Genomic DNA, 19,147 nt, shown 5'->3' with positions numbered 1-19,147 from the left:
AGCCCGCCTACCGGCAGGACAATCCCGCGTCGATCGTGGTCCAGAAGCCGCAATGTTCCGGCGCGATCATCGGCGCGCCGGCGTGGGCTTCGAACAGGAAGATCGCGACGGTGAAGACGATCAGTGCGGATGAGAACAGGACGAAGCGGTTGCGCATGAGGACTGCGTTTAATCGACATCGTGGTCGAACTAAGGCGCCGTCACCTGCTGAAACCGCCGCGACACGCGATACGTAGATTCACGGTCGGCCATACTCCGTGCAGGGCGGTGGTCGATGCGGGGCTGTCCGCCTAACGTTGTTCCTCGGGCGGCCCCGCTTCCGCCTTCGCTCTATCGAGCTACGGCGGGACAAGCCCGCTCCATCCGGGCTACAGGACCGCCCTCACCGCGCCAGCCACTCCGCGACTTCCTTCTGCGACTCCGCGCGCGCCTCTGCGTCCGTGCCGAGATGGCCGTGCTCGGGCGCGGCGGCGTCGGTGGTGCCGGCAGCTGCGTGCAGCGGCGTATTGGCGCGGTCGAAATCGTGATAGGCGCCGGGATAGACCACGATGCGCGTGAGCGCGCTGCGGCCGCGCGCGCCGTCGACCATCTGGCGGCAGGCCGGCGGCGACGAGACGTCGTCATTGGCGCCGATCAGCACCAGGGTCGGCACCCGCGCGCTCCAGCCGAGGCCGGCGGAGATCCGGCAATCCGGATAGAACGCGATCGCCGCGCGAAAATCCGGCCCGGCTTCGCGCGCGGCGCTCTGCGGACGCACGGCCCAGAGCAGCGCGCTGGCACCATTGGCCCAGCCGATCAGGCTGACGCGGTCGCGCGCGACCCAACTCTGCTTCACCAGCCAGGCGCGCGAGGCCGCGATGTCGGCGACGCGCTCGCGCCGCGCCTTGACGTGCATCTCCTTGACGCGGCATTGCGGCCCGAGCTCGCGCGAGCCGTAGCTGTCGGGCAGCAGAACGGCGTTGCCGGCCTTCAGCAGTTGCAGCGCCCAGTCGCGATAGCGCGGCAGCACCGATTCTGAATGATTGCCGAGGCCGCCGCAGCCATGCAGCGCGATCACGGTCGGAAACGGCCCCTCGCCATCGGGCTTGTAGAGCTGCCCATGCAGGATTCCGGACGACAGCGGAATGTCGACCTGCTGCGGCGCCGGCGCGGCGTGCGCGGCCGACATCAGCAGCATCATGAACAGGGCGGTCAGTCGAAGGCGCATCGGATTCTGCCGTGGAAGATGCCGGAACCGGCCATCCCTCGCGCGAAGCACTATCATGCGGAAACGGCGGCAAAACATCACAAACCGGTGGGTTTACCGGGCGGACAAGCCACCCTATCTATGCTAAATTCGGTGCAACACATCGTGCCCTCCAGGGTTTTCCACGGAGAGGCCTTCCACGGAGACTTTCGACCGTGCTGAACAAGTTCGGCCCCTCGGGCCATGGCGAAGCGCAGGTGCAATATCTCGACGGCGATTTCCGCGTGATCTCGCCGGGGACCTTCGTCCGTTGCGCGATCACCGACACGCGGATTCCGCTCGACGAATTGAAGTACTGGAGCGTGGATCTGCAAGAGGCCTACGCCACGCCCGCCGCCGTGCTGCAGCGGCATTTCCCCGGCGCGCTGAAGCCGCAGCCGTAGGGTGGGCAAAGGCGCCTCGCGCCGTGCCCGCCATCTCTTCACGACCGCAACGAACAATGTAGGCACGCTTCCGCCTTCGCTCGCTCAGCTTCGGCGGACAATTCGCCTTGCCCACCCAACGATACCGAGTTCGTGGCATCGCGCGGCTATTGCGGCTCGGGACCATCCGCGCCCACACAGGTCTTGATGAAAGTCTTCCTGGTCTCACCGACCACTTTCTGATCGATCGCCTGCTTCAGACAATCGACCCGTGCCTGCGCCATGCAGAGCTGCATCTGATCGCGCTTGTCCTGGCCCTTCAGGCTTTGCGTCGTCGCAAGGCACGTGACGCGCTTGGTCGCGGGGACTGGCACCGTGCTGGTTGGAGCAGCGGGAGCCGTCGTCGGCGGCGTCTGCGCAAACACGGGCGCCATGATCAGACACAGAAGACTGGCAGCGACGGCTGCAGATGGCAGTTTCATCGGATTCTCCTGATCGTCTGGAACCGATAGGCGTCTGGCGAAGAATGTCGCCTGAATGGCGGGCCGCTACAGGGTGAGCAAAGGGTAGCTGTCCTGCCGGCGCCGCATGAGCGGCACAGCTTATCGCGCAGCAGGAGGATGGAGACGATGTTCGCGCGCACCTGAACTGCGCGCCTCGCCGCCGAAATGATCTCCGTCGCGCCGATCCGCGTTGCAACGAATTGCGCTTGCACTCCGTGGTAAGTCACTTCGCGCTGTGGTTGGATTTTTCGCTGCGGTTCGGCGCCCTTAAGTTGTTTGACGAAGTTCTGGTGAAACAGAGCGCTGCTAGAGTGCGCGTTAGGTAATTAGCCCTGCTGCTTTGTCGCACAGACCATCAAGTCAACCAAACGACCATTGAGCTTTGGAATTGGCGCAGTCTGTGAACGGGCTCACATCGGAAGAGCCATCTGACGGGCTACGATCACCTCGAAAATTCGCGGTGGATACTTTGTAAATCGAAAGTCAACGATGGGGGTGATCATGCCCACCATACTAGACATGCTCTATCGTGAATATTGCCGCGCCCGCCTCGCTGAAATGCGGAAACAGCTTCTGATCATAGCTCAACGCTCTGAAGCTTCCGAAGCGCATCATCATCTTGCGGATCAGGGTGACGATGAGAGGACGGACGCACAACGCAAGACCGGTCGCGGCGTGCCGCATTGAAGCGGCCCGAGACCGGCGAACTCTCCCGCGTAGCAGTGACCAAGCAATTGGCGGCAGTTTGGGAGCAAGCGATGAATACACCCGAATGCTATACTGTCATGGTGGCCTGCGTCTCGTGCCTGACCATCATCGGAATGATGGCTGTTGGAGCCTGGTGAGGGGACTGAGGGCTGAGCCGGGATTGCACGCCCTGAACGGGTCCGCTGGCAAGCACGTTCAGTCGGACCTGTGGCGCCGGACACAGCACGCGCCCTCCCGCATCGTCCGTCGATGGACGCCGGAAGGCCTTCGCCTCGCCTCAGCGCGCAGACCTGCTTTTTGCTGTGAGGTAAGCGTTGCCGCCGCCTGATACGATTGCGGCGGCATCGCTTGAGATCCGGATGTCAGCCTCCGGGCGGACTATACGAAGAGCGCAGCTTCGCCGCGTTCTGGCGGACCTGCTTGATCTCGTCCTGCGTGAACAGCCGGGTCAGTTTCACGTTCTGCAGGGTGCCCACCGTGACGGTCAGACCGGAGATGGCCGGAGCCGTGCTCGGATCAGGCACATCGAAAATCACCAAAACGCCCGGACCGTCGGCAGCAACGCTGTACATCGAAATCAGCTTGCCGCCGGCCGCTTCAATGAGTTTTGTCGCCGCCTCCTGGCGATTGATCGTGGGGTTTTCCAAAATGGCGTTGAGAGCGCGTGGTGTATATTGTCCAGTGAGGCAAAAATGCATGGCATGTTCTCCTCTGAGCTTTTGGCAATAACTCTCCGGCCGTTCCGAACTGATCGTAACGGTCTCGCATCTGAAATGATGATGGTACGTTGCCCGCCGTGGGCATAAACGCCGCCGATGATTGCCGGGAGTTCGGCACGTCCCGGTGACGGCTCTCATGCGAGGCTACATCAACTCCCGAACGTGCGGAAGACAATTCATCCGCCGCGACATGTCGCATATCGCAAGGCGCGCGGTGTTGGGCTACGGCGGAGCGCTTTGCCCACGCCAAGAAATCATCAAGAAATCATCAAGAAATCATCGCCTGCCGAACCGCCGCTCGCGCGCCTTGTAGAGATGATCGCTGATCAATTGCCGGAGCGCTGCCGGATCATCGAATTCGAGCTGCACCGCGAACGGCACGATGCCGTCGGGGACGCCTTCGCGGCCGCGGAGGCGCGCAAGATCCTTTTCCGTCGTCACCAGCGTGAGTTGCTCGCGCTGCGCCTCCGCTGCGAGCGCCGCGATCTCGTTCTGCGAAAACATGTGGTGATCGGCGAAGGGGCGCGTGCGCGCGACCTCGATGCCGCAGGCGCGCAAGCTGCGGAAGAAACGCGCGGGATCGCCGATGCCGGCGAACGCAAAGACTCGTTTGCCGAGGAGTTGCGCGACCGAGGCCGCATCCGGCTTCAGGCGCGCGCGCAGCTCCGGCTTGTTGCGCTTCGCAAGCTCCGCCGCGACATCGTTGGCGGCATGGCCATTGCCGATCAGCACCAGCGCATCGGTGCGCGCGAGCTGCGCCTTCAGCGGCGCGCGCAAGGGACCGGCCGGAAACACCTTGCCGTTGCCGAGGCCGCGCTCGCTGTCGATCACGATCAGGGAGGCGTCCTTCAGCAGGCGCGGGTTCTGGAAACCGTCGTCCATCAGGATCACGGTCGCGCCCCGCGACTTCGCGAGCGCAACGCCTTCGAGACGGTCGTGCGCGACCACGACAGGAACGTCGCGCACCATCATCAACGGCTCGTCGCCGATGTCGGAAGCGGTGTGGCGCTCGCGGTCGACCATGACCGGACCCTTGAGGCGCCCGCCATAACCGCGGCTGAGCACCACCGGCGTCTCGCCGAGCTCGCGCAACAGCTTCGTCAATGCGAGCACGGTCGGCGTCTTGCCGGCGCCGCCGACATGGTAGTTGCCGACGCAGATCACGGGGATGCCGGCGTCAAAGCCCTGGCGCAGCATGCGCCGTTCGGTGATCGCGCCATAGAGCAAGCCCAACGGCCGTAACGCATGAGACTTGAAGGAACGCGGCCGGTACCAGAAGGCCGGCTCACGCATTGGCGGCCCCCATCTCGATGGTGAGCTGCAGGAGATAAGGCTCGAGCGCCGTCATCGTGCGATTGAGCGCGCCGCCGAGATCCTCGACCACGCCTGAGCCTGCGCGCTGCATCCCGTCGCGCACCGTGGGATCGGCCAGCAGCTGGCCGAGCTGCTTGACCAGCGTCTCCTGCGTGTCGGCCTGGCGCGCGCCGCCGCTGCTATCAAGCGCCTCGTAGACATCGGCGAAGTTGAAGACGTGCGGACCATGGACGATCGCAGCGCCGAGCTTGATCGCCTCGATCGGATTCTGGCCGCCATGGCGGATCAGCGATCCGCCCATGAACACGACCGGCGAGAGGCGGTAGAACAGGCCGAGCTCGCCCATGGTGTCGGCGACATAGACGTCGGTCGCGGCCGTCGGCAATTCCTCGCGCGAGCGCAACGCCGGCTTCAGGCCCGACGCCGTGATCAAGCCGGCAATCGAGGTGCCGCGATCCGGATGCCGTGGCACGATCACGGTCAGAAGCTGCGGGAAGAAACCGACGAGGCTGCGATGCGCCGCGACCAGCATCTCGTCCTCGCCCGGATGGGTCGAGGCCGCGACGATGATCGGGCGGCCGCGCGTCATCGCCATCAGCCGCTCGAGCTTGGCGGGATCGGCCGGCGGCGCGGCCACGTCGAGCTTGAGATTGCCCGTGGCGACCACGTCGCGGCCGCCGAGCGCGGAGAAGCGCTCCGCATCGGTCTTCGATTGCGCCAGGCAAATGTCGAACCGCGACAGCAGCGCCGAGATGGTGCCGTACATCCGCCGCCAGCGCGGGAAGGAGCGCGGCGACATCCGCCCGTTGATCAGCACCATCGGCAGGCGGCGTGCGGCGCCCGCCAGGATCAGGTTCGGCCACAAATCGGATTCGATGAACAGCGCCAGCGAGGGCTTCCAGTGATCGAGGAAGCGCGCGACATAGCGCGGGGAATCATACGGCACGTATTGATGGATGACGTCGGGCGGAAACCGCTTTGCGACGACGGCGGCGGAGGTGACGGTGCCCGAGGTGAGCAGGATGCGAAGATTGAGGTCGCGCAGGCGCTCGATCAGCGCGGCTGCGGCGAGCACCTCGCCGACGCTGGCGCCGTGAATCCAGACCAGGGGGCCGTGCGGACGCACGTCCCGGGACAGGCCCCGCCGCTCGCCGACGCGCGCGGGATCCTCCTTGCCCTGCTTCAGCCGCCGCTTGATCAGCGCCGGCGCAAGCGGCACCAGGCCCGAGGCCAGGCGCCGGTACATCCGCAGCGTTATCGGCAGCGAATTAGCCATCTTGGGGCCCCGGACGGCCGAGTTGCGCATAGGCGCGGCGGGTCGCCTCGTTCAAGGTCTCTTCCAGCTCCAGCCGCAGCGCTTCCATGGTGGCGGCGTCGGCATCCGGCGGCACGTGGATTTCCTTGATCCCGACCAATGCGCCCCGCCCGAACGGCAGGTTGATGGTGGTGCGGTCCCAGTTCTTGAGCCGGATGAAGCGGCTGGTCGCCATCGCGAAAGGCATGATCGGCCGCCCCGATTCCCGTGCCAGCATGATGATGCCGAGCCCGGCCACGCGCGAGCGTTTGGGGACATCGGCGGTCAGCGCGACATTACAACCGTCCTGGAGCGTGTGCACCATTTCCCTGAACGCGCCCACCCCGCCCTTGCGGTGGAAGGCGCCGCCGTGGTCACCGGAACCACGGATGAGGCCGATGCCGAGCCGCTCGACGGCGATCGCGTTGAACTCGCCGTCGCGATGCCGCGAGATCAGGACCTTGGCCCGGTAGGAGTCCTTATTCCTGATGAAGGGCGTGAGGAAATGCTGGCCGTGCCAGAAGGCGAAGATCGCGGGGATCTGCGGCTCGACGATGTCATAGACGTCAGGCGGATCGAACGTGAATTTGTTGGTCCGCCAGACCAGACGCAGATATTCGGCCGCCAGAACCCCGACGGCACGCTGAAGCCAGCTGCTTCGCAGCGTATTGCGAAGCAGTTTTTTCAACGTGCCGGTTCTTGATTCGGGTCGAGCAGCCGATGGAGATGGACGATGAAGTAGCGCATCTGCGCGTTGTCGACCGTGCTCTGCGCCTTGGCGCGCCAGGCGACGTGAGCGGACGCGTAGTTCGGATAGAGGCCGACGATCTCGACGTCGTCGAGGTTCTTGAAGGTGTTGTGCTCGAGATCGAGCAATTCGCCGCCGATGACGAGATGCAGCAATTGTTGCGGGGCACTATCTGGCATGGGTTCTGTTCCTAACGGGCTGCCCGGCAAAGCAGTGTTCGAGAAGCACGGCGGACGCACTCAGGGCAAGGGCCGATTTCGAAAATGCGCGACGATGCCCGCATGACGATCGCGACCCGCTGCCACCAGCACCCCGTGCGTGACTTCCCGGCGGTTATAGAGGATGGGATCTCCGGAGAGGTCGCTCATCCTACCATCCGCTTCCTGCACGATCAAATCGGCCGCCGCAAGGTCCCAATCATGGCTGTTGCCCCCGGCAAAAGCCGCATCCAGCACGCCATCGGCGACCCGGCACAGGCGCAGCGCGAGCGAACCGATTCGCGGATGCAGCTTGATGTCGCCGCCGGCCGTATTGAGCCGCTCGACCATCGGCTTCGGCCCGGCGACGCGGGAGAAGTCGAGCGCGGATCCGGACGCCGCCCGCACGGCTTTGCCGTTGAGCGTCGTGCCCTGCCCGCGGGCCGCGAAGAAGAACTCGTCGGTCGCGGGCGCGAACACCGCAGCCAGCACCGGCGAGGCATCCTCGACCAGCGCGACGCTGACGCACCATTCTTCATGGCCGCCGAGATAATTGCGGGTGCCGTCGATGGGATCGACCACCCAGGTCCGCCGCCGCGACAGCCGCACCTCGTCGTCGGCGCTCTCCTCGGACAGCCAGCCATAATCGGGCGTCGCCGAGCGCAGGCGCGCTTCGAGCAAATCGTTGACGGCAATGTCGGCTTCCGACACCGGCGAGGACGCGCCCTTGGTCCACTTCCTCAATTCGGTGCGGAACATCGACTGCGCGAGGCTGCCTGCCTCCCGCACCGCGTCCTGCAGCAGCGCCGCGTCGCGCGTCAGGATGGTTTCGTCCGTTGCATGCGCGTCAGCGTCCGCCAAGCGTCAAACCCTCGATGCGCACCGTCGGCGCATTGATGCCGTAGCGGAACTCGAGATTGTTCGCCGGCTGCATCGATTTGAAGATCTCGAACAGATGGCCCGCGATCGTCACCTCGCTGACGGGATAGGTCAGCTCGCCATTCTCGATCCAGAAGCCGGAGGCGCCGCGGCTGTAATCGCCGGTGACGCCGTTGACGCCGGAGCCGATCAGGTCGGTGACGTAGAAGCCCTGCTTGATGTCGGCGATCAGTTCGGCCGGCGTCGGCGTGCCCGGTTCGAGATGCAGATTGTACGGTCCCGGCGACGGCGAGGACGAGACGCCGCGATGGGCGTGGCCGGTGGTAGTGAGGCCGAGCTCGCGCGCGGTCGCGCAGTCGAGCAGCCAGGTCGTCAGCACGCCCTCGTCGATCAGCGCGATCTTCTTCACCGCGACGCCTTCGGCGTCAAACGTCTGCGAGCGCAGGCCGCGCTTGCGCAGGGGATCGTCGATGATGCGGATGTTTTTTGCGAACAGCTGCTGGCCGAGCTTGTCCTTCAGGAAGCTGGTCTTCCGTGCGATCGAGGCGCCGTTGATGGCACCGACGACGTGGCCGACCAGCGAGCCCGCAACGCGCGGATCGAACACGACCGGCACCTTGCAGGTCTCGACCTTGCGCGGATTGGAACGCGCCACGGTACGCTCGCCGGCGGAACGGCCGACGACTTCCGGCGACAGGAGATCGGCGCCGTGCGGCGCCGAGGTGAAGTCGTAGTCACGCTCCATGCCGGTGCCTTCGCCCGATATCGCGGTCGCCGAAATGCCCTGGCTGGAACGCAAATAAGAACCATGGAAGCCGGTGCTGGTGACGAGCACCATGCCGCCCATGCCGGCGGAGGCGGAGGCGCCGCCGGACTTGGTCACCCCCTTCACGGCGAGCGCGGCAGCCTCGGCTTCGAGCGCGCGGCGCTCGAGCTCGGAGGTCGCGGGCACGTCGGGATCGAGCAGATCGAGATCGGGGAAGTCGCGCGCGAGCAGCGCCGGATCGGCGAGGCCGACATATTTGTCGTCGGGCGCGACGCGCGCCATCGCCACCGCGCGCTCGGCAAGCTTGGTCACGGCATCGCCGCTGACGTCGTTGGTCGAGACCACCGCCTGGCGCTGGCCGACCAGCACGCGCAGGCCGACATCGTCACCCTCGGAGCGTTCCGATTCCTCGACGCGCCCGTCACGCACCTCGACGCCCTGCGAGACGCCGCGCACGGCGACCGCATCGGCCGCATCCGCACCGGCGCGCTTGGCCGCCTCGACTAGCCGCTGCGCGAGATCGGAGAGCGCGGTCTGATCGAACAGGTCGCGATTGGCTTTGGACGAATCCTGGGGCGAAAGCGTCGAGCTTGGTGAAGGGTTCACAAACGAAATCCTGTTGCGGCGGGAGGTTTCGGGGCGATACCGGCCCTGAACACCAGATGTGCCCAATTGGTACGGACTTCAAGCGTTTTCAGCCCGCAAAAAGCTCAGATTCGCAAGTCCGGCGCAACGTCTCGTCAATCATGCGTGCCAAGGTCTTGTCAATCATGAGCGGCGGTGACGCTGGATTAACCAGCCTTTTTAAGTGGTTTCGGAACGGCGCGCGCTAAGGTCCTCGCATCGACCGGGAACATAATCCCGGCGGGGAGAACTAAAGCCGTGAGGCGTCAAACAGCAACAAGCGGGATCGCTCCCGCCGGGTCGGGCCGCAGCTTGCGGCTCGACCCTCTTTCCCTTCCGGTCCGCTTCGATGCGCACGATCCGCGCGCCGACGGATACACCAGACAGATCGAGCTTCATCGCGAGCGTGTCGTGCTGCGCCGTGCCGTCCGCGGCATGCAGATGGCGATCAACGTCCGCGTCAGCGACTTCATCGGCGTTGCGTTGCGCGGCAATGACGAGGCGCAGACCCTCGTCCTCGTGCATCGCGATCCCTCGCTGTCCGTTCCGCTGCTGGTCAGCACCGATGGCGACGAACTCGCCGAGGCCTGGGCGATCTGGAGCGAGCTATTCGCGCTTCCGCAGCTCGACGAAGGTGCCCGCAAGCCCACGCCGCGCCGTCGCCGCGCCAACGCGATCCGCGCCCGCCGTCCGAAATTTTTGATGCGCCGGCGCACCGCCATGACGCGCGAGCTGTCGGTTCATCAGGGCGAACGCGAGATCATCGCAAGGAATTGAACGGCACGCACAGTGCCGTAGGGTGGGCAAAGCGAAAGCGTGCCCACCTTTTTTATCTCAATCCCGGGAAGATGGCGGGCACGGCGCAAGAGCGCCTTTGTCCACCCTACGGGCTACGCCGCCCGCATCACCGCGTCGACCAGCAATCCCGCAAACAGCAGGAAGCCCGCATACTTGTTCGAGAAGAACAGGCGCTTGCAGAGCAAGGGGTCGCTGATATCCAGCCGCACGATCTGCGAGGCCAGATGCACGGCGAACGCCGCAAGCCCGAGCCAGGCCGGCCAGCGCGCATCGCCTGAGGCCAGCGCGACGCCGATCAGCATCACCGCAAGCCCGTAGAACAGGATCAGCGCCTGGTGCGTGTGCGCGCCGAACAGCCGCGCGGTGGACTTGATGCCGATCAGCGCGTCGTCCTCGGCGTCCTGGTGCGCATAGATCGTGTCATAGCCGATCACCCACGAAATCGATCCCGCATAGAGCACCAGCGCGGTCAATTCGATGCGACCAAAGGTGACGGCAAATCCCATCAGCGCGCCCCAGGAGAAGGCGAGGCCGAGCACGATCTGCGGCCACCAGGTGATGCGCTTCATGAAGGGATAGATCGCGACGATCAAAAGCGAGGCAATGCCGGTTAGGACCGCGAAGCGGTTGAATTGCAGCAGCACCACGAGACCGGTCAGTGCCTGCGCGACCATGAAGGCCAGCGCCTGCTTCGTGGTCACCTGGCCCGACGGCAGCGGCCGCGAGCGGGTGCGCTCGACCTTGTCGTCGAGATCGCGGTCGGTGATGTCGTTCCAGGTGCAGCCTGCTCCGCGCATGACGAAGGCGCCGATGAAGAACAGCACGATGGTGAGCGGCAGGCCGCGGACATCATGCGCCATGCCCGCCGCGAGCGCCGCCGACCACCAGCACGGCATCAACAGGAGCCAGGAGCCGATCGGACGATCGAAGCGCGACAGGCGCAAATAAGGCCGCGCCCATTGCGGCGCGAGCGTATCGACCCAGTTGCCGGTGGAATCGGCAACGCGGGCGGATGTGTCACTCATCGGGTGAGGACGTTGCCGTTGAGCGTGTCGAAGGTGCTGCCACCCTTCTTGCCGGCATTGGCCTCAGGCGCCGAGCCAGAACCCAACACCTCGCTCAGCGACGGACCGGCCGGACCGCGCGGCTGGTTCTGCATCTGCTGCGCGACGTTGCAGACCTTCGTCGCCATGGCCTCGGTGTTCTTGTGGCCGTCCTTCATCTGCGCGCTGACCTGCGCCGGAATCCCGCACTTCGAGGCGTTGGCCTCGATGTACTTGATCATCTTGGTCTCAGCCTGGCTGAAATTGCGGATCAGCTTGCAGGCTTCTTCCGGCGCGGCGTGACGATCACTCGCGGCCTTGATCAGCTTGCCGCGCTTCTCGGCTTCCTCGCGCAGCGGCATGAAGGTTTTCATGCAGTCCTCGCCGGGACCGCCTTGCGTCGGCGGGGCGGCGCTGAAGGCACCTGCGCCACCGACGGGCGCGGCGCCGTTGACGGGAAACGATCCTTGGGGCGCTGCACCGACCGAAGCGCTCGGCGCCGAGCCGTTCACGGGCGGAAACGCGGAACTGGTTGGGGCTTGGCCAGGCAGCGGCGCAGGGAAGCCCTGCGCGTGGGCACCCGCGGCGCCCAAGGTGACCATGGCGGCAGTGATCGGAACCATCAAATGACGGATCATCAAGGCAGTCTCTCCGGCAGGAGCTTACGGGGCTTGGCGTCTTCCCAATTGAAGCGCAACCAGCGTGCTCGCGATTTTACGATTCCCGCCGGCCCTTAACAACCCGTCGAATAGGGCAAGAGCGCGGCGCGCCGACGCACCGATTCGGCAATATTTACCCCCGAAATGGCGGCTTTCGGTTAATAACGGCGGCAAATTGGACCTTTGAACGATGCCCTCCCACGATTTTCGCGCCCCCCGCCTGTTTGTCGATGTCCCCCTTGCCCAGGACGCCAGGGTTCCGCTCGACCGCGACCAGAGCAATTATCTCGGCAATGTGCTGCGGCTGGCCGCCGGGGCCGAGGTTTTGGCGTTCAATGGCCGCGACGGCGAGTGGCAGGCCGCGATCGAAGGCCGCAAGCGGCCGGACGGCCTCGTCATCCTCCAGCAGGCCCGGCCGCAGGACCGGCTCGCCGACCTCACCTACGTCTTTGCCCCGCTCAAGCATGCCCGGCTGGACTACATGGTCCAGAAGGCCGTCGAAATGGGCGCTGCCACGCTTCAGCCGGTCCTGACCCGCTTCACCCAGGCCTCGCGGGTCAACACCGAGCGGATGCGCGCCAATGTCGTCGAGGCCGCCGAGCAATGCGGCATCCTCAGCATCGCCACGGTCGCCGAGCCGGTGCCGCTGGACCGGTATCTCAGTCAGCGCCCTGCCGACCGGCTGCTCATCTTCTGCGATGAGGCGGCGGAGGTCCAAAACCCCATTCAGAGCCTGCAAGACGCGCGCGAAGCCGGACATGACCAAGGCAGAATTGGCATCGACGCGCTGATCGGCCCCGAAGGCGGCTTTGCCGAAGAAGAGCGCGCCCTGCTGCTGCGGCAGCCGAAAATCCTGCGGCTGGCGCTGGGACCCCGGATCATGCGGGCCGACACGGCCGCGGTGGCGGCGCTGGCGCTGGTGCAGGCAGTGCTGGGCGATTGGGACGGCACCTAACCAAGCGAACCTAACGTCGATTCGCGCGCGGCGGCTCTACAGGTTCGCGCTTCAGATGACCTCTCGCTTCGACCGATGCAGGGTCTCGGACGGCAGCTCTCCGAAAGCCGCCCTGTAGCTCGCTGCGAACTCGCTCAGATGCCAGAAGCCATGGCCGATTGCGCAGGCCTTCACACTGCGACGAGCCGGGCCGGTGCGCAGCTGCTTTCGTACCGACCAGAGGCGCAAGACCCGGCTGTAGCGATGAGGGCTCATGCCGCAGATGGCCTGCGTCGCACTCTGGAGGGTCCGAACGGACACGCCCACCCGCTCTGCCAGTTCGGTCGTTTTGTGCCAGATCGCGAGATCGTGGCGGATCAATCGTTCCATCTCTGCGACGATCCGCTGATAGCTGTCCGTCGTGGAGTGCATGGGCCCGCGCTTCACGTTGGACCGAATGGCAGCATCCATTGCGGCGAACAGGGATTGTTCGACCGCCGTTCGCGACGTCGGCTCGTTCAGGAAGTCTGGATCATGTGCCGCGGTTTCAAGCGTCGTGGAAATCGAGCCATGCAGGGAGGCAAGTACTTCCGATGCCGGACTCAGCAAATGATAGCCGTCATCCAGCTGAGACCAGGGCTCGCGCTCGGGCGGGCTGAAATAGGCGACAGCCCACAAACGCCCCGCCGGCTCATAGACCAGGCAATCGGATCTCCCCTTGAGAACGAGTATGGAGCTGCCAATTGATTGCCCGTTGATGCGGGTGGAGGTCACATGGTCCATCGGCACCGCCACCGCGATGGCGTGCGCCAGATCATAACCGCGGATGATCCGCGGGAAGGTCTTCACCAGAGACAGCGTCAGGACCGGCAGGCTGAGCTGGGCACGCTTGATTGCAGTCGCCCCGGCCGACAGCGGCATGCTGGATGCGCCGACATATCTCTCACTCTCTCCGAAATGATCGATGTCGTACGATCGGAGCTCGAGAGCCGCGGATGGCTTGAGACCCTGGAACGACAGCAAGCCGTCTAATGCTGTTCTTTGCGTTCCATCGCGAGCAGTATCGAGAAGGCTTTGATCCATATCCTGCCGCTTACTTCGCCTTCCTTGTCGATGCAGCGCCCTTGGGGGCACGCAGATCATCCGGCCCGTTGATGCCGGCGCGCTTGAGATCGCGAAGCAGTTTTGTGAGCAGCAGCATATTAGTCTTCTGCAGTTCGTGATTGTTTCCAAACCTGAATGCGTTCTGCTCGGTCACGATGAGCCCGGCCTTGGTTTCGGCGAGAATCTTTCGTCTCTTAAGTCCCGTCACGCGACGGCGAACCGTCTCGAGCGGCAGGCTGAGGAAGCGAGAGAGCGCCGCGCGGGACACCCCTTGCTTGATCGCATCCGGCTCGACCGCGTGAATGCTGGAGAATCTCTCGTCCAGCGACGGATCGTTCATCACATTGATGACGTTCGCGTTGAGAATCGCATGAACGATCAGTAGGTCCAGCGGATCGAATTCGTCGTAGTGCCGGAACAGCTCGCTGATCGAAAACAGCATATAGGCCAGCGTGTGCCGCGAGACCGTCCGGATAGCGTCTGATGCATTGCGCATGAATCGAAACCAACATTCACATTGTAAGCGAAGGCAGCAGCGAACGGGTCATCCGCCATACCCAATATGAGTATGCGACGACTTGCCTGTCCTCCTCAATTTCTCAATGTGACGTTGAGCTTGCGGTTGCTGCATTGAGTCGCATGCGCGGACAAAAATCAGCGACGGGCAATGAGGCTGTCGCGCAGGACGACATGGCCATGGACGACGATGTTGCATCGGACAGGCGGCGACGCGAGGAGCTCGGGCTCATCAAGGCATTTCTCGGCATAAGGGACCCGAGCAGGAGGCAGAGAATTCTCGAGCTTGCCGAGGAGCTCGCAGATCACGCCGCGTCCGAAACCGCAGGGCTTGCCTTCGCCTCGACCGATGCATCGCTTGGCGATGCGCCCAGAGATCTCCCTGGCCAGACTGAGTGAAAACCAAGCCCTTCCCGCCCTAGGTATTAAAATACCCAAAATACCTTCTGACAGATCGCTGCGTCCCGCCTCCAAAGCCGTTAAGCGATTGATCCTTTGGAGGTCGAAACCGCTTTCGCGCCATGCTAAGGCCTGCGCCAATTCGCCTCCCTTCTTTCGCCCTGCCCGGTTCCACCGGGACGATGGACCCCTGTTATGACCGCGACTGCCACCTCAAATGCTGCCGGCTCCGCCGCCTGGGCGGATACGCTGCTCTTGTCGTTCGCGCAGGCCGGCTATGTCAGGGCCGAGCCCGCGATTCTGCAACCGGCCGAGCCGTTCCTGGACCTCTCCGGCGAGGACATCCGCAAGAGCCTGTACCTGACGACGGACCTGTCCGGCGAGGAGCTTTGCCTGCGCCCGGACCTGACCATTCCCGTCGCCCGCGACTACCTCACCTCGAGCCGCGCCGGCCAGCCGGCCGGGTTCAGCTATCTCGGCCCGGTGTTCCGCTACCGCAGCGGCCAGGCCAGCGAGTTTCTTCAGGCCGGCATCGAATCGTTCGGCCGCCAGGACCGCGCTGCGGCCGATGCCGAGATGCTGGCGCTGGCGCTGGAAGCGACCGCGGCCTTCGGTGTCCGCGATGTCGAGATTCGCACCGGCGACGTGGCGCTGTTCAACGCCCTGCTCGATGCGCTCGACCTCTATCCGGTGTGGCGCCGCCGCCTGGTCAAGGATTTCAACCGCAAGATCAGCCTGGAAAAAGATCTGGAGAAGCTGGCGGCCGCGACCACCGCGACCCGCAGCGAATATGAGGGTGTGCTGGCCGCGCTCGCCGGCTCCGACCGCAAGGCTGCGCTCGCCTTCGTCACCGATCTGATGTCGATCGCCGGCACCACCAATGTCGGGGGCCGCACCACGGCCGAGATCGCCGACCGTTTCCTGGAGCAGTCGACGCTGAAGGGCGGCGCGCTGCCGCGCGAGGCGATCGCCGTGCTCAAGCGCTTCCTGTCGATCGCGGGCAATCCCGACGATGCCGTCGCCGAACTCCGCGCGCTCACCACGGACGCGAAGCTCGACCTCAGCGCTGCCGTCGACCAGTTCGAAAGCCGGGTCGGCTTCATGGCCGCGCGCGGCATCGACGTGAAGCAGACGCGCTTTTCGACCGCGTTCGGACGCGGCCTCGACTATTACACCGGCTTCGAATTCGAGCTGCATCACAGGGGCAACGGCGCCGAACCGCTGGTGGCCGGCGGCCGCTATGACGGGCTGATGACCCAGCTCGGATCGGCCGAGCCGATCCCCGCGGTCGGCTTCTCGGTCTGGGTCGACGCGCTGACCCGGATCGGCCGCAAGGTGGGAGCTTAAGTCATGAGCGCGCCATTCGTCCTGGCCGTTCCCTCCAAGGGCCGCCTGCAGGAAAACACCGAGGCGTTCTTCGCCCGCGCCGGGCTCAAGCTGTCGAAGGCCGGCGGTGCGCGCGACTATCGCGGCACGCTCGCAGGCCTCGACAATGTCGAGGTCGCCTATCTCTCGGCGAGCGAGATTGCTTCGCAACTGTCGCGCGGCTTTGCGCATCTCGGCGTCACCGGCGAAGACCTGGTGCGCGAGAACATCGCGGATGCCGACAAGCGCGTGTCCCTGATCGACGGGCTCGGCTTCGGCTATGCCGACGTCGTCGTCGCGGTGCCGCAGGCGTGGATCGACGTCCGCACCATGGCCGACCTCGACGACGTCACCACCGGCTTCCGCGAGCAGCATCACATGCGGATGCGGGTCGCGACCAAGTTCATCAACCTCACCCGCACCTTCTTCCAGAGCCACGGCATCACCGACTACCGCATCGTCGAAAGCGCGGGCGCGACCGAAGGCGCGCCCGCGGCCGGCAGCGCCGAGCTGATCGTCGACATCACCACGACCGGTGCGACGCTCGCCGCCAACGGCTTGCGGGTGCTCGACGACGGCGTGATCCTGCGCAGCCAGGCCAATCTGGTCGCCTCTAGGGATGCCGACTGGTCGCCGCAGGCGCGGGAGACCGCGCGCGTCATCCTCGATCACATCGCAGCAAGGGCGCGGGCCAACAAATACCGCGAGGTCCGCACCCGCTTCCAGCAATGCGACGCCGCCCTGCTCGGCGAAGCCCACGAGCGCTTCGGCGTCGAGGCCCCGTTCGGAGGGCCGACCTCGTCGGGCATGCTGACGCTGCACTGTCCGCCGGGTCAGCTCTATGCGCTGGCGAGCTTCCTGCGCGAGCATGGCGCCGAGACCGTCTCGGTGGTTTCGCTCGACTATGTGTTCGACCGGGAGAACCCGCTGTTCGCCAAGCTCGAGGCATTCCTGCGGCAGTGAGCCTCAGGTCCGTTCAGCGTAGCGACAGCAAACGGCAGCTACCATATGCTGTTGAGAACCATGGACGCCTCTGGAACCTTGATCAATGACGCTGGGCTCTGACGTTTCCGGCATGACGACCACCGCGGCCAGTGCCGCCGCGAAGGGGTTGTCGATTGTCGTCCCCGTCTACAACGAGGCGGCGGGCCTCGCCGCCCTGCACCAGCGCATCTGCGATCTCGCCAAGACCTTGCAGCAGCGCTATCGCTTGCGTTGCGAAGTCGTCTATGTCGACGACGGCAGCGCGGACGCGACGCTCTCGATCGCCCGGTCGCTGCCGGCCGACGCGGTCGACGTTCAGGTGGTGTCGCTGTCGCGCAATTTCGGCAAGGAAGCCGCGCTGATGGCCGGCCTCGACCATGCCCGGCTCGGCGCCGTGATGTTCATGGACGGCGACGGCCAGCATCCGCCGGCCCTGGTCGAGCAGCTGGTGCGGCACTGGATCGAGGACGGCTATGACGTCGTCTATACCGCCAAGGCGCATCGCGACAACGAGCCCTTCCTGCGCCGCGTCGCCGTGCGCGGGTTCTATTCGCTGATCAATTGGGGCGCGCGCCAAAAGATTCCTGAAGACGCCGGCGACTTCCGCCTGCTGTCGCCGCGCGCGGTCGCAGCGCTCAGGCAGCTGCCGGAGCGTAACCGCTTCTTCAAAGGCCTCGCGAGCTGGATCGGCTTCCGCCAAATCCGCGTCGATTACGAGCCCGCGCCGCGCACCCATGGTGTGACGACCTTCAGCGCCGCGCGCCTGCTCGGTCTTTCGATCGAAGGGGTGACCTCGTTCTCGGTGGCACCGCTGCGCTTCGCCAGCCTGCTCGGCGTCATCCTCGCCGGCGGCGCCTTCCTGTTCGGCCTCTCGATCCTCTGGGAAGTCTGGACCACGGGCAAGCAGGTGCCCGGCTATCCCTCGCTCGTGATCGGCCTGATGACCATCGGCGGCGTGCAGCTCATCATGATCGGCATCGTCGGCGAATATATCGGCAAGATCCTGTCCGAGCTGAAGGCGCGCCCGATCTACTTCGTCGCCGAGCACAGCGAAAAGCATTTCGAGACCGGGAAGGCCGACGACGCCTCGAAGAGGACGGCCGCCGAATGAGCGCGGCCGCGGGCCTGCGGCGGATCTGGCTCTGCGCCGACGATTACGGCATCAGCCCGGGCGTCAATCGCGCCATCCGCGACCTGATCGAACGCGGCCGTCTCAATGCCACCTCGGTGATGATGGTGGGACCGGCGATCGAGCGCGGCGAGATCGAGGCGCTCCAGACGGCGGCGAAAGCGAGCCCGCGCTGCGCGATCGGCTTGCACGTGACCTTGTCGGCGCCGTTCCGGCCGCTCACCATGCATTTCCGACCGCTGGACGGCGACATGTTCATGCCGTTCCCGAAACTGCTGCGCGCCGGCCTTGCACGCCGGCTCGACCGCGAATTCTTTCGCAATGAGGTCAGGGCGCAGCTGGCGGCGTTCGCGGAAGCGTTCGGGCGCGCGCCTGACTTCGTCGACGGCCATCAGCATGTGCAGCTCTATCCGCAGGTGCGCGACGGCTTTGTCGATGCGGTCAGCGAAGCCGCGCCGAAAGCCTGGGTCCGCCAGGGCGGGCGCGACCTGCCGCTCGTGCAGCGGCTGGCCTCACCAAAAGCCATGGTGCTCGATATCCTGAGCGCGCAATTCCGCCGCCGCGCCGCCAGCGCCGGCCTCAGCTTCAATCCCGGCTTTGCCGGCGCCTATGATTTTGCGCGCGAGGCCGATTTCGGCGCGCTGATGCGGCAGTTTCTGGAAGGCCTCCCCGATGGCGGCCTCGTGATGTGCCACCCCGGCTTCGTCGACGATGTCCTCACCGGCCTCGATCCGATGACCGACGTCCGCGAACGCGAGCATGCTTATCTTTCAGGCGATGGGTTTGCGCGCCTGCTGGCCGACAGCGGCGTCACGCTGGGGTGAAACCGGCGGAAAGCAAGCCGCTGGGCAGCTTG

Annotated in this window: 23 protein-coding genes; 8 read left to right on the top strand and 15 right to left on the bottom strand. The window is 65.2% G+C overall.

What is annotated here, in order from left to right:
• Positions 1-7: 7 nt before the first annotated feature.
• Together AB7535_RS43445 and AB7535_RS43440 are read right to left on the bottom strand one after the other, a co-directional pair.
• Positions 8-157 (bottom strand): hypothetical protein, encoded by a 150-nt coding sequence (locus tag AB7535_RS43445; protein WP_008130160.1) that lies wholly within the window; start codon positions 155-157, stop codon positions 8-10.
• A 225-nt stretch (positions 158-382) separates the two neighbouring features.
• Complete coding sequence (locus AB7535_RS43440; protein ID WP_085403364.1) at positions 383-1,207, bottom strand: dienelactone hydrolase family protein; 825 nt, start codon at positions 1,205-1,207, stop codon at positions 383-385.
• Positions 1,208-1,401: 194 nt separating this feature from the next.
• On the opposite strand from AB7535_RS43440, the gene AB7535_RS43435 reads away from it, so the two are divergent.
• Positions 1,402-1,629 (top strand): DUF2093 domain-containing protein, encoded by a 228-nt coding sequence (locus tag AB7535_RS43435; RefSeq protein ID WP_014491939.1) that lies wholly within the window; start codon positions 1,402-1,404, stop codon positions 1,627-1,629.
• A gap of 146 nt (positions 1,630-1,775) precedes the next feature.
• Here the strand turns inward: AB7535_RS43435 and AB7535_RS43430 are convergent, their stop codons facing one another.
• The 9 genes from AB7535_RS43430 to AB7535_RS43390 all read right to left on the bottom strand — a co-directional run bounded on the left by AB7535_RS43430 (position 1,776) and on the right by AB7535_RS43390 (position 9,342).
• Entirely contained in the window at positions 1,776-2,090 is a 315-nt protein-coding gene (locus tag AB7535_RS43430; RefSeq protein ID WP_085403365.1) for a hypothetical protein, read from the bottom strand.
• Positions 2,091-2,624: 534 nt separating this feature from the next.
• Positions 2,625-2,795, bottom strand: coding sequence for a hypothetical protein (locus AB7535_RS43425; protein ID WP_166083903.1), 171 nt, complete (start codon positions 2,793-2,795; stop codon positions 2,625-2,627).
• A 386-nt stretch (positions 2,796-3,181) separates the two neighbouring features.
• Positions 3,182-3,517: a GYD domain-containing protein gene (locus AB7535_RS43420; protein WP_063985608.1), complete on the bottom strand. Its 336-nt coding sequence runs from the start codon at positions 3,515-3,517 to the stop codon at positions 3,182-3,184.
• A gap of 297 nt (positions 3,518-3,814) precedes the next feature.
• Positions 3,815-4,831, bottom strand: a complete 1,017-nt coding sequence (gene lpxK / locus AB7535_RS43415) for a tetraacyldisaccharide 4'-kinase (RefSeq protein ID WP_071909517.1) — start codon at positions 4,829-4,831, stop codon at positions 3,815-3,817.
• Complete coding sequence (locus AB7535_RS43410; RefSeq protein ID WP_354113967.1) at positions 4,824-6,158, bottom strand: 3-deoxy-D-manno-octulosonic acid transferase; 1,335 nt, start codon at positions 6,156-6,158, stop codon at positions 4,824-4,826. The genes lpxK and AB7535_RS43410 overlap by 8 nt, the downstream gene beginning before the upstream one ends.
• Positions 6,121-6,834: a lysophospholipid acyltransferase family protein gene (locus AB7535_RS43405; protein ID WP_085403367.1), complete on the bottom strand. Its 714-nt coding sequence runs from the start codon at positions 6,832-6,834 to the stop codon at positions 6,121-6,123. Before AB7535_RS43405 ends, AB7535_RS43410 begins: the two co-directional genes overlap by 38 nt.
• On the bottom strand, positions 6,831-7,073 hold the full coding sequence (locus tag AB7535_RS43400; protein ID WP_014491932.1) for a DUF4170 domain-containing protein: 243 nt from the start codon (positions 7,071-7,073) through the stop codon (positions 6,831-6,833). The genes AB7535_RS43405 and AB7535_RS43400 overlap by 4 nt, the downstream gene beginning before the upstream one ends.
• A gap of 60 nt (positions 7,074-7,133) precedes the next feature.
• Positions 7,134-7,952: a 3'(2'),5'-bisphosphate nucleotidase CysQ gene (locus tag AB7535_RS43395; protein WP_085403368.1), complete on the bottom strand. Its 819-nt coding sequence runs from the start codon at positions 7,950-7,952 to the stop codon at positions 7,134-7,136.
• Positions 7,939-9,342, bottom strand: a complete 1,404-nt coding sequence (locus AB7535_RS43390; RefSeq protein ID WP_071909514.1) for a TldD/PmbA family protein — start codon at positions 9,340-9,342, stop codon at positions 7,939-7,941. Before AB7535_RS43390 ends, AB7535_RS43395 begins: the two co-directional genes overlap by 14 nt.
• Positions 9,343-9,618: 276 nt before the next feature.
• Between AB7535_RS43390 and AB7535_RS43385 the strand changes: the two genes are divergently transcribed.
• Positions 9,619-10,137, top strand: coding sequence for a DUF6101 family protein (locus tag AB7535_RS43385; RefSeq protein ID WP_071909513.1), 519 nt, complete (start codon positions 9,619-9,621; stop codon positions 10,135-10,137).
• 113 nt (positions 10,138-10,250) lie between these two features.
• Here the strand turns inward: AB7535_RS43385 and ubiA are convergent, their stop codons facing one another.
• Together ubiA and AB7535_RS43375 are read right to left on the bottom strand one after the other, a co-directional pair.
• Positions 10,251-11,183, bottom strand: a complete 933-nt coding sequence (gene ubiA, locus AB7535_RS43380) for a 4-hydroxybenzoate octaprenyltransferase (RefSeq protein WP_063985616.1) — start codon at positions 11,181-11,183, stop codon at positions 10,251-10,253.
• Positions 11,180-11,839 carry a hypothetical protein gene (locus AB7535_RS43375; RefSeq protein WP_085403370.1) on the bottom strand — a complete coding sequence of 220 codons (660 nt, stop codon included), beginning with the start codon at positions 11,837-11,839 and terminating at the stop codon, positions 11,180-11,182. Before AB7535_RS43375 ends, ubiA begins: the two co-directional genes overlap by 4 nt.
• Positions 11,840-12,050: 211 nt before the next feature.
• On the opposite strand from AB7535_RS43375, the gene AB7535_RS43370 reads away from it, so the two are divergent.
• Positions 12,051-12,815 carry a 16S rRNA (uracil(1498)-N(3))-methyltransferase gene (locus AB7535_RS43370; RefSeq protein WP_085403371.1) on the top strand — a complete coding sequence of 255 codons (765 nt, stop codon included), beginning with the start codon at positions 12,051-12,053 and terminating at the stop codon, positions 12,813-12,815.
• A gap of 51 nt (positions 12,816-12,866) precedes the next feature.
• On the opposite strand, the gene AB7535_RS43365 is transcribed toward AB7535_RS43370, so the two are convergent.
• Positions 12,867-13,877, bottom strand: a complete 1,011-nt coding sequence (locus AB7535_RS43365; RefSeq protein WP_135214808.1) for a helix-turn-helix domain-containing protein — start codon at positions 13,875-13,877, stop codon at positions 12,867-12,869.
• Positions 13,878-13,887: 10 nt separating this feature from the next.
• Positions 13,888-14,394 (bottom strand): hypothetical protein, encoded by a 507-nt coding sequence (locus tag AB7535_RS43360; protein WP_063985619.1) that lies wholly within the window; start codon positions 14,392-14,394, stop codon positions 13,888-13,890.
• A 194-nt stretch (positions 14,395-14,588) separates the two neighbouring features.
• On the opposite strand from AB7535_RS43360, the gene AB7535_RS43355 reads away from it, so the two are divergent.
• The 5 genes from AB7535_RS43355 (at position 14,589) to AB7535_RS43335 (ending at position 19,115) form a co-directional block, all read left to right on the top strand.
• The gene (locus AB7535_RS43355) at positions 14,589-14,813 is read left to right on the top strand and encodes a hypothetical protein (RefSeq protein ID WP_085403436.1); all 225 of its coding nucleotides are present in this window, start codon (positions 14,589-14,591) and stop codon (positions 14,811-14,813) included.
• Between the two features lie 195 nt (positions 14,814-15,008).
• Positions 15,009-16,160 (top strand): ATP phosphoribosyltransferase regulatory subunit, encoded by a 1,152-nt coding sequence (locus AB7535_RS43350; RefSeq protein ID WP_028157923.1) that lies wholly within the window; start codon positions 15,009-15,011, stop codon positions 16,158-16,160.
• Between the two features lie 3 nt (positions 16,161-16,163).
• Positions 16,164-17,141, top strand: coding sequence for an ATP phosphoribosyltransferase (hisG, locus tag AB7535_RS43345; protein ID WP_028153072.1), 978 nt, complete (start codon positions 16,164-16,166; stop codon positions 17,139-17,141).
• Positions 17,142-17,226: 85 nt separating this feature from the next.
• The gene (locus AB7535_RS43340; protein ID WP_063985621.1) at positions 17,227-18,273 is read left to right on the top strand and encodes a glycosyltransferase family 2 protein; all 1,047 of its coding nucleotides are present in this window, start codon (positions 17,227-17,229) and stop codon (positions 18,271-18,273) included.
• Positions 18,270-19,115 carry a ChbG/HpnK family deacetylase gene (locus AB7535_RS43335; RefSeq protein WP_085403374.1) on the top strand — a complete coding sequence of 282 codons (846 nt, stop codon included), beginning with the start codon at positions 18,270-18,272 and terminating at the stop codon, positions 19,113-19,115. The genes AB7535_RS43340 and AB7535_RS43335 overlap by 4 nt, the downstream gene beginning before the upstream one ends.
• Positions 19,116-19,147: the final 32 nt, after the last annotated feature.

Origin of the sequence: Bradyrhizobium sp. 956_D2_N1_4 (assembly GCF_052076025.1) — a bacterium.
Taxonomy (GTDB): Bacteria; Pseudomonadota; Alphaproteobacteria; order Rhizobiales; family Xanthobacteraceae; genus Bradyrhizobium; species Bradyrhizobium barranii.
This window is presented reverse-complemented; position numbering and strand designations above follow the sequence as displayed.

Coding starts and splice junctions, on each gene's coding strand:
- AB7535_RS43445 (WP_008130160.1), bottom strand. CDS start 157: ATGCGCAACCGCTTCGTCCTGTTCTCATCCGCACTGATCGTCTTCACC.
- AB7535_RS43440 (WP_085403364.1), bottom strand. CDS start 1,207: ATGCGCCTTCGACTGACCGCCCTGTTCATGATGCTGCTGATGTCGGCC.
- AB7535_RS43430 (WP_085403365.1), bottom strand. CDS start 2,090: ATGAAACTGCCATCTGCAGCCGTCGCTGCCAGTCTTCTGTGTCTGATC.
- AB7535_RS43425 (WP_166083903.1), bottom strand. CDS start 2,795: ATGCGGCACGCCGCGACCGGTCTTGCGTTGTGCGTCCGTCCTCTCATC.
- AB7535_RS43420 (WP_063985608.1), bottom strand. CDS start 3,517: ATGCATTTTTGCCTCACTGGACAATATACACCACGCGCTCTCAACGCC.
- lpxK (WP_071909517.1), bottom strand. CDS start 4,831: ATGCGTGAGCCGGCCTTCTGGTACCGGCCGCGTTCCTTCAAGTCTCAT.
- AB7535_RS43410 (WP_354113967.1), bottom strand. CDS start 6,158: ATGCGCAACTCGGCCGTCCGGGGCCCCAAGATGGCTAATTCGCTGCCG.
- AB7535_RS43400 (WP_014491932.1), bottom strand. CDS start 7,073: ATGCCAGATAGTGCCCCGCAACAATTGCTGCATCTCGTCATCGGCGGC.
- ubiA (WP_063985616.1), bottom strand. CDS start 11,183: ATGAGTGACACATCCGCCCGCGTTGCCGATTCCACCGGCAACTGGGTC.
- AB7535_RS43375 (WP_085403370.1), bottom strand. CDS start 11,839: ATGATCCGTCATTTGATGGTTCCGATCACTGCCGCCATGGTCACCTTG.
- AB7535_RS43370 (WP_085403371.1), top strand. CDS start 12,051: ATGCCCTCCCACGATTTTCGCGCCCCCCGCCTGTTTGTCGATGTCCCC.
- AB7535_RS43365 (WP_135214808.1), bottom strand. CDS start 13,877: ATGGATCAAAGCCTTCTCGATACTGCTCGCGATGGAACGCAAAGAACA.
- AB7535_RS43360 (WP_063985619.1), bottom strand. CDS start 14,394: ATGCGCAATGCATCAGACGCTATCCGGACGGTCTCGCGGCACACGCTG.
- AB7535_RS43355 (WP_085403436.1), top strand. CDS start 14,589: ATGGCCATGGACGACGATGTTGCATCGGACAGGCGGCGACGCGAGGAG.
- AB7535_RS43350 (WP_028157923.1), top strand. CDS start 15,009: ATGACCGCGACTGCCACCTCAAATGCTGCCGGCTCCGCCGCCTGGGCG.
- hisG (WP_028153072.1), top strand. CDS start 16,164: ATGAGCGCGCCATTCGTCCTGGCCGTTCCCTCCAAGGGCCGCCTGCAG.
- AB7535_RS43340 (WP_063985621.1), top strand. CDS start 17,227: ATGACGCTGGGCTCTGACGTTTCCGGCATGACGACCACCGCGGCCAGT.
- AB7535_RS43335 (WP_085403374.1), top strand. CDS start 18,270: ATGAGCGCGGCCGCGGGCCTGCGGCGGATCTGGCTCTGCGCCGACGAT.